The following is a 16,097-nucleotide window of genomic DNA, read 5'->3' on the forward strand; positions in this document are numbered from 1 at the left end:
TTATTATCAAAAGTAAAAATAATCACACTTTGCCCTCTTCGGTGTAAGTCTGACAAGCCCATCGTAATACTTGTTAAATGATTAATTTCCATTTGGAAATAAAATTCTAATTCCTTTTTATCAGTAAATAATCTTGTAAGTGTTGTTTTAATAAACTCGATATAATTATTAGTACATTCGACAAGTAAACGAGCTAAAACAGGGTATTCATTTAGGATAGAGAATAAAGTGGTTTTATTTTTCAAGATTTCATCTCCGAAGTGTTTAAAACGGTCTTCAGCTGTATTTCCGACCAATTTACCTTCTAAATTTGCAACGTGCATCTCTAAAGTAAATGTCTGCATTGACAACTGTACTAATCGAAGGCATAAATTTAGCAAAATATTTTCGATTATTTGTGAATCTAAAAACTTCGAATATTCATCTTCAAGGTTTTCTTTGTATGAAATTAATTCCTTTTTCGCCCAAAGTATAAAAGGAATCGTACCTTGATGAAATGGAACAGATTTAATAGTGATAGGGATTGTTTCATTGGAATTTGTTGAATCAAATACATCTTCCATCATTTTTAATTTTTTTGTCCATAAAATGGAGGAACTCTCGACACTCCAATCTTCATTAGAAACTATAGCATTGAATTGTTCAGGGGAAAGGTTATCTAATTTAAGTCTTTCATAAAAAAGTTCATTATTTTCTAGAGCAGTTTCTTTTCTCCATTGTTTTACACGTTCATTGAAGTTTAATTCCTTTTTGATTGTGTCCGTAGGAATGCGTTCGCTAAGAAAACAAGCATTATCCCAGTTACTTTTTGTCGACTTTTTTTCAACATCAAGTTTCATTAAATAACCCCCTAAATGAAAAGTATTAAGCATATTTTCTATGCCTTTTGTGTATATTAAAGTAATAAGCACCCGCAAATACGAGTGCTTATTAGTCTGTCGTATTGTTGATTAAGCCGATTAAGAACATTATCGACAGGCTGGTAACAATTTACTCCAATTACAAACAGTTAAGCCGTTAAAACAAGTACACTCACCTGTGATAGATGGAATTCCACCTGAACCACAAGATCCACCCACGATTTGTGATAACTCATCCTCATTAAGTTCTGAAGCTAAGTAACCAGCAGGGTGGGAAGGAATATTTGTTAAAGTTTTACGAAACTCAGGGTCTTTCCAAGCTCTGATGATAGTTTCTTTTGTCATTTCGTTCACCTCCTTACATGTTTAATGATAAATCGAAATATTTTCAGAATCCTTAAAAAAATATTAAAATATTACATTTAAGTAATATTTTGGTTCATCACCAAAATCCGGGGATGACAAAATCAATGCCCTGTTTCCAATCGCAATCGAAGAAACAGATGGGCATCGTTCCGGTAACCGAATCCCCGTCTTTTGATAAGCTTAATTTTGTTATTCGTACCTTCCATAATGCCGTTTGAGAATGGTGACAGAATTGTTTCAATCATTTCTTTTTCACGGATAATGATGGTTTTAGCGATTTTCGCGACGACACCACAAGGATGAAATTGATAACGCTTTAGCCAGTCTTTCAATCGTCGTTTTGCTTGTGTTCGCGTCATCACTTTCAACACGTAGCGCATATGGTTGAGAGCCTGATAAATATGTTTTGAATGGAAATCTTCTTCAAGCCATTCTCGAACAAAAGCACGTTCTTCTTCCGTTAATTCTTCCGGTTTTCTCGCTAAACAACGGTCAATAAATCGGGCTTTATGATGCCTTTTTGCCTGCACCAAATAACGTCTTCTGCGTTGTTGCGCATCGGTAAAAAATTGAACTAAATGAAAGCGATCCAATACATGAACTGCTGTTGGATAGACGGTTTGAATCGCTCCTGCCATAGCCGCAGAGAAATCACTCATGACGGTTCGAACTTTTCCCGTTACTTTCTTTAAAACAGTTTCAATCGCCTGTTGATCACGGTGAGGGACAATCGCCAAAATACGCCCTGTTACCGCATTCAATACACTGGTTGCATAGTTGTGACCTTTGCGTAAAGCGAACTCATCCACACAAATATGTTGGGCCTCTTCTTCCACCAATTGCTCAGGAGCATACTTATAAAACCAACGTTCAACTGTTGTATAGAGAAGTCCGTACTCACGCGCAACTTCAGCGATGGAACGACCATGACAACGCTTCACGATTTCACGACGAAATGCCTCAGTAGAAGAATGAACGAGTCCTAATCCATAGTCAAACGTGAACGTAAAACCGCATTCTTTACAGCGCTGGCGTGGCACGAATAACTCCACCCAAAGTACACCAATATGCCAAGCATATCCGTGACGAAAACGACGTAGGGAACGATCGTGACAAACGGTTGCACCTGCACAAATGGGACAAGTGATAGTTTGAGGTGCAGCTGTTGCACGAAATACATTGGGCTCCTCTTCAGTTGGTAGTGTAATGTCAAAAAAAGATGGTAACGGTAGAATCAATTTGATAAACTTAGAGTACAAAGCGAAAACTCCTCTCGTGGTTTGTCAGAACAACAATTACGATACATGAGTTTTCGCTTTTATTCTATATATAAATGTAAAAAATTTGAATTTATGAAAGTTCAACCCCAAGTTTTGGTGATGAACCAATATTTTGTAAAATGTTTAAAAATAGGTTAATTGTAATGTCTGTAAGTATAAGCGTAATGGAAAAACTGCTAACATCTAGTAGAATGGGTGAATTAATCGGCAATCATGGCATTACCACAGCATTTTAAACAGTCTCCTTCATCGGATAGAAGTAATACAACTAAACGAAAAATTGTAATTAACCTGAATCCACTGCTCGAACCCAAAAGCTCAATCCATTGATACATATGGATTTGAGCTTTTTTATGTGCGCCTGGCATGGGTGTAATCTATAGGGTGCAAGTCCCGAACTGTGAAGGCAGAAGTAACAGTTAGCTTAACGCAAGGGTGTCCGTGGTGACGCGGAATCTGAAGGAAGCGAGCGGCAAACTTCCGGTCTGAGGAACACGAACTTCATATAAGGCTAGGTATCATTGGATGAGTTTGCATAACAAAACAAAGTCCTTTCTGCCGAAGATGATACAAAGTAAATGAAGCAGATATATGGAAGGAAAGATTACATTCTTACCCAGGGAGGTTTGATGGATACGTGAAGTACTCTTCATAACCTATTTAGTGATAAATAGCCGAACCATCAGAAGTCAGCAGAGGTCATAGTATTAGTTGGTCTAGCGGATTAACCCCCGAGTTTTGGACATAGTTACTCTTAGTCTATCTTTTTCTTAAAATAGCTCTCTTTTTCTTGATTATGAACCCTGTGCTTCTTGTCCGCCACCATTGACCTTGCTTTTGTCCGTGTTGGGGGATCGGCGCAAGATCGCTAAAAAAACAGCCTTTAGGGCTCTTCATGCGCCCAATGCTAACACGGACAAACCGATTCTAAGTATTCGCTGGTGGGCCCCGACCCCTTCCATCGCCTCCTAAGAATCGGGAGCTGTGGTCAATGGCAAGCAGCTGCGCTGTGGCTCTTTTCGCAGCCGGACAAGGAATTCCTGTCGGCCCTGACTCCTCATGAATCGATCATACGCGAACCTCTTCGATTTCCAATTTATTTTGCTTGTTTTGTTCGTAAAACTCCTGAGGTGACAGGTCCAAAATACTTGAATGCATCCGTCTTTCGTTGTAGAATACCATAAAATCCGTGACGGCTTCATAGGCCTTCTCGTAGGTTTCAAACTGCCATCTTGAAAGGCAATCATCTTCAAAGATTCGATGAAAAGATTCAATATGGGCATTCATATTCGGTGTTCTCAGCGGAATCCTTTCATGTTCGATCTGGTATTTTTCGCAAAATTCCTCAAAAGTATGGGAAACAAACTGTGGCCCATTGTCTGTTCGAATCACTGGTTTGATCTCTGCGCTGAATTGTTGCCGTCTTAACAATGCCTGTTGGAGTGCTTGGACGGCATCTTTGGCTGTACAGCTGAATCCGTTGTGATAGGCGACAATTCCACGGTCATATACATCGATGATGGACATGACGAAGAAAAACCGGTCTTCCCCTTCGATGTAGCCGTATTTGATATCCGCTTCCCATAGCTGGTTTGAGTCTGTTACCGTACGGTTTCGTGCCAGCTTCCTAGGGGGTTGGGCCTTCTTTTTGCGCTGCGGCCGTAGAATACCCAGCTCTTTGCACAGACGGTAGACTTTCTTCTTGTTGATGACAAGGTTATATTCGCGGCGAAGCCTCTTGGTCAGCTTGCGTTAGCCATAGTTGAAGCCATCGCCTGCAATTTCCTCCAGCAGGAATTCTTTGATTTGTTCGTCTGATACTTTTCGTCCGTCTTCTGTGAAGGAATAACCTGGTGCCGGACGCCCCTCACTCACTTTTTTCTCTTCCTCGCGGTAGCTCTTTTGATAATAGTAGGTGGAACGAGCAATCCCTATAATCTTTAGCACCTTGGAAATGGAATAGCCTTTTTGGATCCAGTTGTCGGCTACTTCAATTTTTTCAGCAAGTGAGGGTTTTTCTTTTTTATCATGTCGCGTAAAATCGCGATTTCAAGGTCTTTTTCACCAAGCAATATTTTGAGCTTTTCATTTTCCTTGGATATTTCTTTCGGGTCAAGGTCCGGCAAAACAGTGACATCAACATCACCATATTTACCATCTTTATATTCCCGCACCCAACGGGATACCATGTTGGAATTCAGTTCATAACGGCGGGCAACAAGGCTGTTATTGCCTGTCTCCTGTGCCTCTTTGATGACTTGTAATTTAAACTCCTTGGAGTGTTTGGTTCGTGTCATGATGTCAGCCTCCTTGGTACATTAAGCAGTATAAAACAAATTACTCCTATTGTCCAAGTTCATTTTGGGGCTTATGAGGCTACTTAAACTTCGTCCATGACTTACTACAAATTTCGATTTTTCGTTAAAAAAATATTTTATAATTAGTAGCTCATCATGTTTCTATTTCTTGAAAAAATGAAAAGAACATAAGGTTCAAATCCCTTCTCACAATGAGAATGATTTTTTTGCATTTGTGATTCCTTATGGACAGGTTTATTCAACAGACTATTTAACTTGTAATTTTTTTTAAATGTAAATTTTGTTTACGCCTTTTATATCACTCAAATTTTCCGTTTTCTTGCCGCTATATTGAATTTTTTAACAATTTTAGTATATTCACCTTTTTTGACTGTGTAATATGTTATAGAGTTAGGTACAGCGGGCTAATTGGCGGCGAATTTGGCGACCGAATGGCGACAATAATAATTAGCAACACAAAGTTTTATTTAATCTTCTTATCAATTGTTTTTAACAAATTACGTTTCTCCTTGTTTTAAAATATGCAAACTAGTTTTTTTACTTAAACTTTTTGATTCCTCCATTCACCAAAAGTTACGTTTGAAAAATTAAATTTTGGAATGACCAGATTTCAACAAAATTAAAAATGTACAGACCTTTGTCTGTTTAGGCCGATCCAAGCCTTTTGGGTCGGCTTCTTTTTTCGGCATGAAAAAATCGGATGAGACTTTAGTTCAATTAGACTAGAAAATTTAATTTTCTGTAAAAAAAAATAAAATTTTCTAAATTAAATCTTGTAAATTTTTCCTACCACGCTGTATAATCAATTTGATCTATTCAGTACTCGGAGGGATTTTGATGAAATTACGTAAACTATTGTTTTCGATAGTGTTTGCATTTTCTTTTTTGCTGATCCCGTTTCACGAAACAACAAGCGCTCAGGCAAAAAATATGTATGTTCATTTTATTAATGTCGGACAAGGAGACGCAATTTACATAAAAGCTCCGAATGGAGAAGATATTCTCATTGATGGCGGAAATAACAGTTATGGAGATGACGTTGTTAATTATTTGAAAAAGCAAAAAGTGGATGATATCGAAATAATGATTGCAACTCATCCGGACGCAGATCATATTGGCGGTCTGGACACTGTCCTATCTGCTTTTCGAGTAGAGCAAGTGTATGCGCCAAAAGTCAGCCATACGACGGAAAGCTACAAAGACTTTTTAAATGCTGTTAAGCGTGAAGGCAAAAAAATAAAGACCGCTCAAGCAAATGTTGCATTGCCGATCAAAGGAGTTACCGCAAAATTCGTTGGGCCTGTCAAAGCATATCCAAAAAGCGACTTAAATAACTGGAGTGCTGTTTTAAAGCTTACTTACGGCAAAAAATCATTTCTTTTCACTGGCGATGCGGAACTTAAAGCAGAATCGGATATGATTAAAGCTAAACAAAATTTGCGAGCTGACGTCCTAAAAGTAGGACACCATGGCGCCAAAACATCTACAAGCACAGCGCTGTTAAACTCAGTAAAACCGACATATGCCGTCATTTCCGTCGGCAAGAACTCATACGGCCATCCTACTCAAGATGTGATCAATCGGCTGAAAACATACAAAATAAACACTTTTAGAACGGATAAACAAGGCCATATTGTGGCAACAACGAACGGCTCCAATCTTTCCTTTAATGTAAAAGCGGCATCGTCCGGCACAGCAAGCAAACCAACTAGCTACAAATTAACAGCAAGTGTCGATAACAAAACTCCAAAGCAAAACTCAACAATAATACTGAATGTAAAAGGGCTGCCAAACGGAACAAAATATAAAGCTGTTTTTAAATACAAAAGCAAAAACACCACTTATACCGGTACTATTGGCAAGCCATTGTCGGTAAAAATCGGCCGTGCTGCAAAAGGTTATACTGTTAAAATCGATGTATCAGCCACTTATAAAAACAAAACTTATAAAGCACAAACATCTTTCACTCCTAGATAAGGTGGGACATTATGAAATTTATTATTGATCGATTTGAAAATGACATCGCAGTCTGCGAAGATGAAAACGGCAAAATAATCGAAATTTCAAAAAGCCAGTTGCCTAAAAATGCAGAAACGGGAGATGTAATTATTCAGAAAAATAACCGTTATTATGTCGATAAACAAGAAACAAGCAAACGAAGACAAGAAATTGAAGAGTTAATGGACGAATTGTTTGAAGATTAATCGTTTTTTCAATTAAGATTCCAAGCAAATATGATTGAAGTGGAAGTGTCAAATGATGCTTCCACTTCATTATTTTTTGCCGTTTTAGAATCGCGCCTATAGAGCTGATCATTCATTTTTTCCTCTATGCTTGGTTTTTATAGATTTAAATTTTCGTTTTCTATCGGATTTCATTTTGCCGTCTAGGTTGAAATGCCACTCCATTTCCCACCTATTCGTGACATAAAGCGGTTTTTCTTAAACAACATTTTGAATTTTGCAGCACAAAAATAAATCGGCCTTCTGCAAATTAATGGATTGATTCCAACACATCCTTTCTGTCTCTCCGACATTTTATCCTGATTTTGTTCGTTCCAATGTGAATTGCTCTCCGCGTTTATTCTGCGTCTCAATGATTCCGCCTGTAAGAAGACTGAATCATGTTCTAATCAATGGATCGATTCTTCCATGACAACCTGTCTTCTTTAAATGCTTTCACCCTTCACTTTTTGATCAGCTTTGTATTTCCATATATATTGAAACGCATATAATGCGATGAAAATGATGAGACCTGAAATGTCTGAAAAACGTTCTGGATAAATCAGCAACAGCCCGGCCACGACCGCGGCAATTCGTTCAATCAAATGCATGTTTCTCATCCAATATCCGATCATCCCGGCTCCAATTGCGATCATTCCGCAAAACGCCGTAAAGACTACCCATAAAATTCCAAGCCATGTCGTATCAATCATTAACATTTGCGGAGACAAAACGAAAATATACGGAATGATAAAGGCGGCGATTGCCAATTTTGAAGAGTGAATTCCCGTTCGGATCGGTTCTCCTCCTGATACACCGGCTGCGGCAAAGGCTGCAAGAGCAACTGGCGGTGTAATGTCGGCAATAATCCCGAAGTAAAACACAAATAAATGTGCAGACAGATCAGGTACCCCCAACAAAATAATCGCTGGTGCAGCAATCGTTGAAGTAATAACATAGTTCGCTGTAGTCGGCGAACCCATTCCAAGAATCAACGAAGCTATCATCGTCAGCATTAATGTCGGAATGAGATTGCCCCCGGCGATATCAAGCAGACCGTTGGCAAGCTTCAAACCAAGCCCGGTTTTCGTCACAACGCCGACAATAATTCCGGCAGCGGCTGTTGCTGCCGCAACCCCTAATGCTGTACGGGCGCCGTCGACGAGCGCTAATACAATATCCTTAAATGTCATCCGATTCTCACGATTTAAAAATCCAGCGACAATCGAAATACATATCGAATAAATGGCAGCATGTGTAACGGTCACTCCTGACATTAGCAAAATAATAATAACAACGATCGGGGCTAACAAATGCAGTTTTTTCAAAATTTCTTTCCGATTCGGCATTTCTTCTTTTGACAAGCCTCTTAAACCGATTCGCTTTGCTTCAAAATGAGTCATGATCCAAATCCCTGCAAAATATAGAATAGCCGGAATAGCTGCCGCTTTGGCAATGTCCCAATATGTAATGCCGTTCCCGATAAATTCAACCATTAAAAACGCAGCTGCCCCCATTACCGGCGGCATTAACTGACCGCCTGTAGATGAAGAAGCCTCCACCGCTCCTGCAAAATCTTTGTTATAACCAAGCTTTTTCATCATCGGGATGGTAAACGCGCCGGATGTGACGACATTGGCAACTGAGCTTCCGCTGATCGTTCCTTGAAGAGCACTGGAAAAAATAGCTACTTTTGCAGGACCGCCAATTCTGCGCCCTGCAACGGCAACGGCCAAATCATTAAAATATTGACCGATCCCTGTTCTGATTAAAAAGGAGCCGAAAAGGAGAAACAAAAAGATAAAGGTTGATGACACGCCTAGCGGAGTTCCTAAAATCCCTTCGGTTGTAAAGAACATAGTTTGAACAATTCGTTCAGAACTAAGACCGCTATGCTGAAGAAAATTAGGCATGCTAGGACCAAAATAGGCATACGCCAAGAAAAGCAGCGCGATGATCGTAATCGGCAGCCCAACCGCCCTCCTTGTTGCCTCTAAAACTAGTAAAATAGCTAAAATTCCGATATAAAAATCCATATCTGTTAATACTCCGACGCGCATTACAATGTCATCAATAAACAGCGGCCAATATGCTCCAACGCCAATGCTTAAAAGAGCAAGGATGATATCATACCAAGCCACTTGAAATTTATATTCTTTCCTCTTTTTTCGATTAGCCGGAAACAAAAGAAAAATCAAAGCAAGCGCAAAACCGAGATGGACAGAGCGCTGAATTTGCGCTGTAAAAACACCGAAAATTGATGTATACAACTGAAACAGCGAAAATGCCAATAATCCGGCAAATGCGATGCCGCCCAACACGCCTTTTAGCTTCCTCGTTCCTGCTTCAGGATCATATTTTTCAAGCAGCATTTGCTGCTCTTCTTCTGACAGTACGTCAAATTTCTCTTTACTCACGAATATTCACTCCTTTCACCTGCTGCCAAATACTGATTTTTGCCGGTTTTATTCTTACCCATGAGCCGGGTCCAAAAAAATCCGCCAATTTGTAGCTGTTACCTTGATAAACGATTCGGTGATCGGCCTGTACTTGTCCAATTCTCAAATCAATATAGGAAAATTCTCGCTCCATGTTTTTTATAAAAAATTTTCCATCCTTTTCTAAAAATTTCCCCTCCCCTTCCGCATTAGAAGGCATTCCAACAGCAAAATTTTCATACTCAAGTTCTGTCTGAATGATTTTGTTATTGCGTAATGTATATGTCTCCTTCACATCCGTAAGATGGATGGAATGAGTGTACTGAATTTGAAACAAGTCATCATCACGGACAGGCAGATAACCTAATAAGTCATTCTGATCTTCATGATAAAAAGCGATGGCATTTACAATAGGAAGGAAAAATAAAAAAACGTTGATTGTCATAAAAAGGGGAAGACAGATGAACAAAGCTTTCATCCTAGCTCTCATGAAAATCCCCGCCTAAAATGGAGTTACATATAATGAAATCGATAGACCGTTTAAAACGGCCTATCTTTGATGCGTTATGGCTGGATTCCTTTTTCTGAAAAATACGTTTCAGCCCCTGGATGAAGCGGCAAATTGCCTATTCCATCAAGGGCTGCCTCCGCTTTGATTAATTTGCCTTTTGCGTGAGTAATTTTATTTGTATTTTCAAAAATCGCTTTTGTAATATTGTATACGGCATCTTCATCCAATTCGCCGCGGACGACCAGCATCGCTTTTACAGCGACTGTTTTTACGTCCTCAGGAATTTTATATGTCCCCTTTGGTACTGTATCTTCAGCATAGTAAGGATATTTTTCTATCAATTGTTTGATTTTGTCATCCGCAATCGGAATTACTCTAATTTCTTTTTGTGCTGAGAGCGATTCAACTGCAGCCGTCGGTGTCCCCGCAGTAATGAATGCAGCGTCTATGCTTCCGGATTGAATGCCGTCCGTTGATTCGTCAAAAGATAAGCTTTGCGCTTTAATATCATCAAAGCTTAATCCATGAATTTCTAAAATTTGCTGTGCGTTTGCATTCACTCCAGACCCAGGGGCACCAACGGAAACCGACTTGCCTTTCAAATCTTCAACAGAATGGATGCCGCTATCTTTTGTTGTAATAATTTGTACCGTCTCCGGATATAAAGTCCCAATTGCTTTAACATTGTCGACTTTATTGTCTTTGAACATCAATTCACCGTTTAATGCATAAGCAGCAATATCAGTTTGCGAGAACGCAATATCAGCTTCACCATTTTTTAGCGCTTGCATATTTTCTGCTGATGCTCCTGAAGATTGTGCATTTGCATTAAAGTCCGTTTCTTCCGAAATAATTTGCGCCATCGATCCGCCGAGCGGGTAATAAGTTCCTCCTGTGCCTCCGGTTAAAATGCTTAACGTCTTGCTTCCTGCCTTTTCCCCGCTTTGATTGGAGCCATCACTTTTGCTGCTTCCTCCTTCGCTGTTATTTCCACACGCAGAAATGATCATTATGAAAAGAAGAGCTGTTAAGAATATAAGTCCGCTTCGCCATTTGATCATTGATACTCCCCCTTTTTAAATTCGTTTGACTTTGGGTGCATTACTATCATATTAAAGAACAAATGAAAAAATGTGGGATAATATGTCAGCTAGATTATCAACATAAAAAAAAGACAGGAATTGTCGGTATTCGACATCTCCCTGTCTTCTATTAAGGTAAGAAAAAATTTATTGATAGGCCAAAACAGTAGAAAGACCAGACTCCAAATCATTTTTTAAGTCTTCAAAATTTTCTAGCCCTACGCTTAATCGAAGAAGACCATCGGTTATCCCTCTTTTGATCCGTTCTTCTTTCGGCATCGCGGCATGGGACATTTTAGCTGGATACGACAAGATCGATTCAACTGCACCAAGGCTGACTGCAAAAACAGGCAGCTGAACATGATCAGCAAGAATCTTGACCGCTTTTTCATCTTCTAGTTCAAACGATAAAACCGCTCCACCGTTGACACTTTGCCGCAAATGAATATCTGACCCTGGGTGATCGTGAAGACCTGGATAGTACACTTTTTTAATGGCAGGGTGCTTTTTCAAAAATTCTGCTAATTGAGAAGCTGTTTTGACGGATTGATCCAGCCGCACATGAAGTGTTTTTAACCCTCTTAATACAAGCCAGCAATCATGCGGGCCGAGAACAGCGCCGAAGGCATTTTGAAGTTTGTAAAGCGCTTCGCCAAGCTTTTCATCTTTCACAACTGCCAGTCCTGCCAAACAGTCGCTATGACCTGCCAAAAATTTTGTTGCACTATGTAAAACAATATCGGCCCCTAAATCGAGAGGCCTTTGCAAAGCCGGAGTCATAAATGTATTATCAACAAATGTTAAACAGCCGTTTTCTTTTGCAAGCTGCACAATTGCTCGAATGTCCGTCACTTTTAACAGCGGATTCGAGGGCGTTTCAATGTAAATCACTTTTGTGTTCGGACGTATATTTGCTTTTACGGCATCAAGGTCCGTCATATCGACAAACGTATATTCAATGCCAAAGCGCGATAAAACATCGGCAACGATCCGGTATGTTCCGCCGTACACATCTTCTGTGACCAAAACATGATCACCGGAAGAAAGTAAAAGAAAAGCTGTTGATATAGCGGCCATCCCAGAAGCAAACGCAAAGCCTCTCACTCCGCCTTCCAGTTCGGCAATCGCCTCTTCCAACGCTTTTCGTGTTGGATTTCCTGAACGGCTGTAGTCAAATTCAGGAGATTCATCCAATGTTTGCTGATGAAACGTTGACGCTTGCTGAATCGCCACGCTGACAGCACCAGTTGTCGGGTCAACCTTATGTTTATTATGAATCAATTTTGTTTGAAAGCTCCATTGGTCATGCATTTAGTAAATCCCCTTTCGCAGCTGCTTGCAATGCCTGCTTGAGATCTTCCTTCAAATCCTCCACGCTTTCAATCCCTACAGAAAAACGGAGAAGCCGGTTGCATACACCGTTTTGAATTCGGATTTCTTCCGGAATGTCCGCATGTGTTTGGGTAGCTGGATACGTTATAAAGCTTTCTACCCCTCCAAGGCTTTCCGCAAAACAGATTAATTTCAGATTCTGCAAAAACGGGTTGACCCATTCTTCTTTTTTCACACGGAAGGAAAGCATTCCGCCTCTGCCAGGATATAATACATCATCAATTTCAGGAAGCTCTTTTAAATATGCCGCCAGCTTCCTTGCATTTTCCTGATGTTTGGCCATTCTCAATGATAAAGTTTTCATTCCTCTAAGCAGCAGCCACGAATCAAAAGGAGATAATACCGCACCAATTGCATTTTGATGCATGGCTAATTTTTCGCAAATTTCTTTCCCTTTTGCACAGACCAGGCCGGCAAGGACATCGTTGTGACCGCCTAAATATTTCGTTGCGCTGTGAATCACGATATGCGCTCCTTCTTCAATCGGACGCTGCAAAACAGGTGTGTAGAACGTATTGTCAACGATCAGCAGCAAATTGTGCTTCCGGGCCAATTCCGCCAACGAGGAAATCGATGTTTCCTGCATAAGCGGATTAGTGGGCGTTTCTAGAAAAATCGCTTTAGTATTTTCGTTTATTAATGATTCCGTATATTCGCGAGACGTAAAATCGTCATAGTGGAAGGAAAGACCGTATTTGCGCCACTCTTCTTCAAACAAGCGGTATGTCCCGCCATATAAATCTTTTGAAACGATCAGTTCATCTCCACTTTTAAATAAAGCCATAATCGTCTGAATCGCTGCCATTCCGGAAGAAAATGCAAATCCTTGATCGGCTCCCTCCAATTTGGCTATGGCGTCCTCGACAAGCTCTCTCGTTGGATTTTTTGTCCGAGTGTAATCATAACCTGTTGATTCACCTATTCCTTTATGCCGGTAGGCTGTGGACAAATAAATGGGGGCGCTTACTGTTCCTGTAAGAGCTTCACTTCGATTTCCTAATTGGGCCAAAACTGTTTCAATATTCATCTTTGACTTTCCTCCTTTTTTAGTTAGTAAAAATGTGCTGCTTTCATTGCCTGTAGAGGAGGCTTTAAAAATAAAACGCCCTCTTCATAAGAAGAAGGCGTTTATTGTTTGGCTCCTTCTTATCTTCCAAGCATATCTTACGGCAAAATGCTTGCTGGATTTAGCACCTTGGTACAAAGGTTATCATGCCGCCGTCCTTGTACCGGTTGCTGAGACTTCTTCGGGCCAGTTCCCTCCGCCTCTCTCGATAAGAATTCCGATATGAACTTTTGATAGGTATAACTTTACCTCAGTTTTAAAAAAAATTCAAGACGTTTCCTGCCAACAATTCCGATAACTTTGATTTATTTTCAGTAAAACTAAAGAAAAATAAGAACTTTCTTTAAATAATCCGTCGATTCTTGAAATGTTTTTTTGCGAAAGCCAAAAGGGAAATTTTTTTGTATGGATCACCTTTGATCCTCCATCATTTCAATGAAGTGGTTTTATTTTCCCCTGAGGCTTCCTAAATTTTGAATTGATTTTAAAATGCAAATATCCAATTCGGAAGCTGTCGTATTTTTAAGAAAAATTGTGAACGAGGTGATCTTCTTTAGAGGAATTGGAAAATTTTAAGAGTATTTAATAAACAGTGAATGAAACGATTGAATTGGCAAACTAATCGTTTGATAAATTTTTCGCCAACTTCTGTCAAACGAACCCGTACTCCATAAAGCAACTGAACAGAAAACGAAGATGCGATATTTGTTTTGCAGGTGAAGCTGGGAAGCAAAAAAGATGAACATAAACGTGCCGTTGGAAAATTTGCTGAACATTCTTTACTGATGCGCCTTCTCTTTTTTATCAATATTATGGAAAGGAAAGACTGTTTATGATGCTGTATATAATCGACAGCATACGAACCAATAATTTTCATGACGAGCAAATGATGGGGCAAATCAAAATTATGTGAGAAAACGCTTTCTAAAAACTGGAACATCATCAAAACAATGTGTACGGAATTTATTATGATTATGAAAGCGACTACAGAGGAGATTATTTATTAAGCATTGCAATTGAAGAAAATAATGGGGAAGCTTTTAATTGAAATCCCGAGCAACACGAAATATAAAGTTTTCCAAGTAGATAAGACGGACGAACAAGGCATGTTTAAAACTTGGAGTAAGATTTGGAAGCAAGAAGAAACTGGTTTAATAGAGCGTGCTTGAAAAATACAGCCTAAAGCCCAAATGGAGAAATTGAAATTCATATAGGCGCTGTCTAATAAGTCGATTTTCCGGCTTATAGACGCCCCTTTAATGTTTTAGAAATGTTGATATATCAATGTTTATAATCTTTCGTTTTCAATGGATTTTGACTTTCTGGACAGCTCCAAACAATGTGAAAAAACGGGAGCTTATTCGAGCGATTTGAATAAAAAGCTCTCACAACAACAGAATCCCAATATACAGGCATAGTCATAAACAACTTTTGGGATAAGCCCTGTTTTAACAACTGCTTCATCTTGAATTTACATCAACAAAATAACCCCCCTATCCAGAAGCCGCATAATATCAAAAAGCTTCTGTATAGGGGGTTTATTACTTAATTCAAAAAGCTTGTATCTACAAGACCTTTAAGATCCGGTTTTTCTTTTAAAAATTTCAAGTCATAAGAAGAGTTAGAAAAGTCTTGAAGAACTTTTTCATCCACTTCGGTTGTATAGCGGACACGTTCCCAAGCGCTGTCGATAATTTCTGGGTCAAGCTCTTGATTTGTTATTTCTTTAATCGATTGAATGGCAATATCGCGTGCTTCCTCTTTGTTTTTATTGATGAAGTCGACTGCTTTTTTGTGGGCTTTGACAATATTTTGAACTAAATCTTTATTTTCTTTAATAAATTTGTTGCTCGTCACTAAAACAGTGTTCGGAAGCGTTGTGCCATAGGCGATATCTTTCGTATCGACAATCACTTTCGCCCCGTCTTTTATTAATAATGAAGCCCAAGGCTCAGGCACAGCGGCTAAATCCACTTTTCCCGATTCAAAGAAAGCTTGATATTGTGCCGGGTTTCCAGTTGTATGCTTTAATGTGCCGCCGATTCTTGATGAAGCAATGTCGTAATCTTGCAAGTACGTTTCAAATTGGACATCGTGAGTGCAGCCGACACCAGGAGTAATGAATGTTTTATTATGAATATCATCTAAGCTTTCGATTCCGCTTTTTTTGCTTGCTACGACGACAGTACCCCCAGATGACGCACCGGCAATAATTTTCACGTCTGCACCATTAGAATAGTTATTCATGACAGGAGCTGGACCGACAAGCCCGGCGTCAATTTCGCCGGTTTTCAACGCTGTCATAAAAGCGCCGCCATCCGGAAAAGTTTTATATTCAATATCTACTTGATCCCCAAGCGCTTCTTCATAGTAGCCCTTTTCCTTCGCAATCATCGCCGGAACATGGTCAATATTTGGGAAATAGCCGATGACTACTTTATTTTTTCCGCTTTTCTCTTTTCCTGATGCCTCATTCCCTCCACCGGCTCCGCAGGCAGATAAAATACCGATCAGCAGCAAGGTGATAAATGATAGCAGCAAACCTTTTCTCTTCATAATCTC

11 protein-coding genes, 2 pseudogenes and 1 riboswitch are annotated in these 16,097 nt (G+C 39.6%); of the genes and pseudogenes, 3 read left to right on the forward strand and 10 right to left on the reverse strand.

What is annotated here, in order from left to right; all coding sequences use genetic code 11:
- The 4 genes and pseudogenes from NST97_RS18720 to NST97_RS18735 all read right to left on the reverse strand — a co-directional run.
- Positions 1–839 (reverse strand): DUF4135 domain-containing protein (locus tag NST97_RS18720; protein WP_341343597.1); only part of this gene is annotated, 839 nt, incomplete at its 3' end.
- A 129-nt stretch (positions 840–968) separates the two neighbouring features.
- Positions 969–1,205 (reverse strand): mersacidin/lichenicidin family type 2 lantibiotic, encoded by a 237-nt coding sequence (locus NST97_RS18725; protein ID WP_340436148.1) that lies wholly within the window; start codon positions 1,203–1,205, stop codon positions 969–971.
- 122 nt (positions 1,206–1,327) lie between these two features.
- Positions 1,328–2,485, reverse strand: coding sequence for an ISL3 family transposase (locus NST97_RS18730; protein ID WP_340881102.1), 1,158 nt, complete (start codon positions 2,483–2,485; stop codon positions 1,328–1,330).
- A gap of 1,089 nt (positions 2,486–3,574) precedes the next feature.
- Positions 3,575–4,803: pseudogene (locus tag NST97_RS18735) on the reverse strand (IS3 family transposase).
- An 858-nt stretch (positions 4,804–5,661) separates the two neighbouring features.
- On the opposite strand from NST97_RS18735, the pseudogene NST97_RS18740 reads away from it, so the two are divergent.
- Together NST97_RS18740 and NST97_RS18745 are read left to right on the forward strand one after the other, a co-directional pair.
- Positions 5,662–6,489, forward strand: a pseudogene (locus NST97_RS18740) (ComEC/Rec2 family competence protein); the annotation flags it as partial.
- Between the two features lie 323 nt (positions 6,490–6,812).
- Entirely contained in the window at positions 6,813–7,028 is a 216-nt protein-coding gene (locus NST97_RS18745) for a DUF3006 domain-containing protein (protein ID WP_327847680.1), read from the forward strand.
- Between the two features lie 464 nt (positions 7,029–7,492).
- On the opposite strand, the gene NST97_RS18750 is transcribed toward NST97_RS18745, so the two are convergent.
- From NST97_RS18750 to NST97_RS18770, 5 genes are all read right to left on the reverse strand, one after another.
- Positions 7,493–9,418: a TRAP transporter permease gene (locus NST97_RS18750; protein ID WP_341343605.1), complete on the reverse strand. Its 1,926-nt coding sequence runs from the start codon at positions 9,416–9,418 to the stop codon at positions 7,493–7,495.
- Positions 9,419–9,455: 37 nt separating this feature from the next.
- Positions 9,456–9,974 (reverse strand): DUF1850 domain-containing protein, encoded by a 519-nt coding sequence (locus NST97_RS18755; protein WP_339194771.1) that lies wholly within the window; start codon positions 9,972–9,974, stop codon positions 9,456–9,458.
- Positions 9,975–10,048: 74 nt separating this feature from the next.
- Positions 10,049–11,056 carry a TAXI family TRAP transporter solute-binding subunit gene (locus tag NST97_RS18760; protein ID WP_339194769.1) on the reverse strand — a complete coding sequence of 336 codons (1,008 nt, stop codon included), beginning with the start codon at positions 11,054–11,056 and terminating at the stop codon, positions 10,049–10,051.
- Between the two features lie 168 nt (positions 11,057–11,224).
- Positions 11,225–12,388 carry a cystathionine beta-lyase gene (gene metC, locus NST97_RS18765; protein WP_339211191.1) on the reverse strand — a complete coding sequence of 388 codons (1,164 nt, stop codon included), beginning with the start codon at positions 12,386–12,388 and terminating at the stop codon, positions 11,225–11,227.
- Complete coding sequence (locus tag NST97_RS18770) at positions 12,381–13,496, reverse strand: methionine biosynthesis PLP-dependent protein (RefSeq protein ID WP_339211188.1); 1,116 nt, start codon at positions 13,494–13,496, stop codon at positions 12,381–12,383. Before NST97_RS18770 ends, metC begins: the two co-directional genes overlap by 8 nt.
- 116 nt (positions 13,497–13,612) lie before the next feature.
- Positions 13,613–13,750, reverse strand: a riboswitch (SAM riboswitch).
- Between the two features lie 795 nt (positions 13,751–14,545).
- Here NST97_RS18770 and NST97_RS18775 point away from each other — a divergent pair.
- Complete coding sequence (locus tag NST97_RS18775; RefSeq protein ID WP_339211187.1) at positions 14,546–14,704, forward strand: hypothetical protein; 159 nt, start codon at positions 14,546–14,548, stop codon at positions 14,702–14,704.
- Positions 14,705–15,080: 376 nt separating this feature from the next.
- Here the strand turns inward: NST97_RS18775 and NST97_RS18780 are convergent, their stop codons facing one another.
- Positions 15,081–16,091 (reverse strand): aliphatic sulfonate ABC transporter substrate-binding protein, encoded by a 1,011-nt coding sequence (locus NST97_RS18780; RefSeq protein ID WP_094245367.1) that lies wholly within the window; start codon positions 16,089–16,091, stop codon positions 15,081–15,083.
- Positions 16,092–16,097: the final 6 nt, after the last annotated feature.

The sequence above is a fragment of the Aeribacillus sp. FSL K6-1305 genome (genome assembly GCF_038050115.1).
Classification (GTDB): domain Bacteria; phylum Bacillota; class Bacilli; order Bacillales; family Aeribacillaceae; genus Aeribacillus; species Aeribacillus composti.

What these genes read in the sequence shown, in the direction of transcription:
- NST97_RS18755 (WP_339194771.1), bottom strand. Translation starts at nt 9,974, where the DNA reads ATGAGAGCTAGGATGAAAGCTTTGTTCATCTGTCTTCCCCTTTTTATG.
- metC (WP_339211191.1), bottom strand. Translation starts at nt 12,388, where the DNA reads ATGCATGACCAATGGAGCTTTCAAACAAAATTGATTCATAATAAACAT.
- NST97_RS18780 (WP_094245367.1), bottom strand. Translation starts at nt 16,091, where the DNA reads ATGAAGAGAAAAGGTTTGCTGCTATCATTTATCACCTTGCTGCTGATC.
- NST97_RS18760 (WP_339194769.1), bottom strand. Translation starts at nt 11,056, where the DNA reads ATGATCAAATGGCGAAGCGGACTTATATTCTTAACAGCTCTTCTTTTC.
- NST97_RS18770 (WP_339211188.1), bottom strand. Translation starts at nt 13,496, where the DNA reads ATGAATATTGAAACAGTTTTGGCCCAATTAGGAAATCGAAGTGAAGCT.
- NST97_RS18725 (WP_340436148.1), bottom strand. Translation starts at nt 1,205, where the DNA reads ATGACAAAAGAAACTATCATCAGAGCTTGGAAAGACCCTGAGTTTCGT.
- NST97_RS18745 (WP_327847680.1), top strand. Translation starts at nt 6,813, where the DNA reads ATGAAATTTATTATTGATCGATTTGAAAATGACATCGCAGTCTGCGAA.
- NST97_RS18750 (WP_341343605.1), bottom strand. Translation starts at nt 9,418, where the DNA reads ATGCTGCTTGAAAAATATGATCCTGAAGCAGGAACGAGGAAGCTAAAA.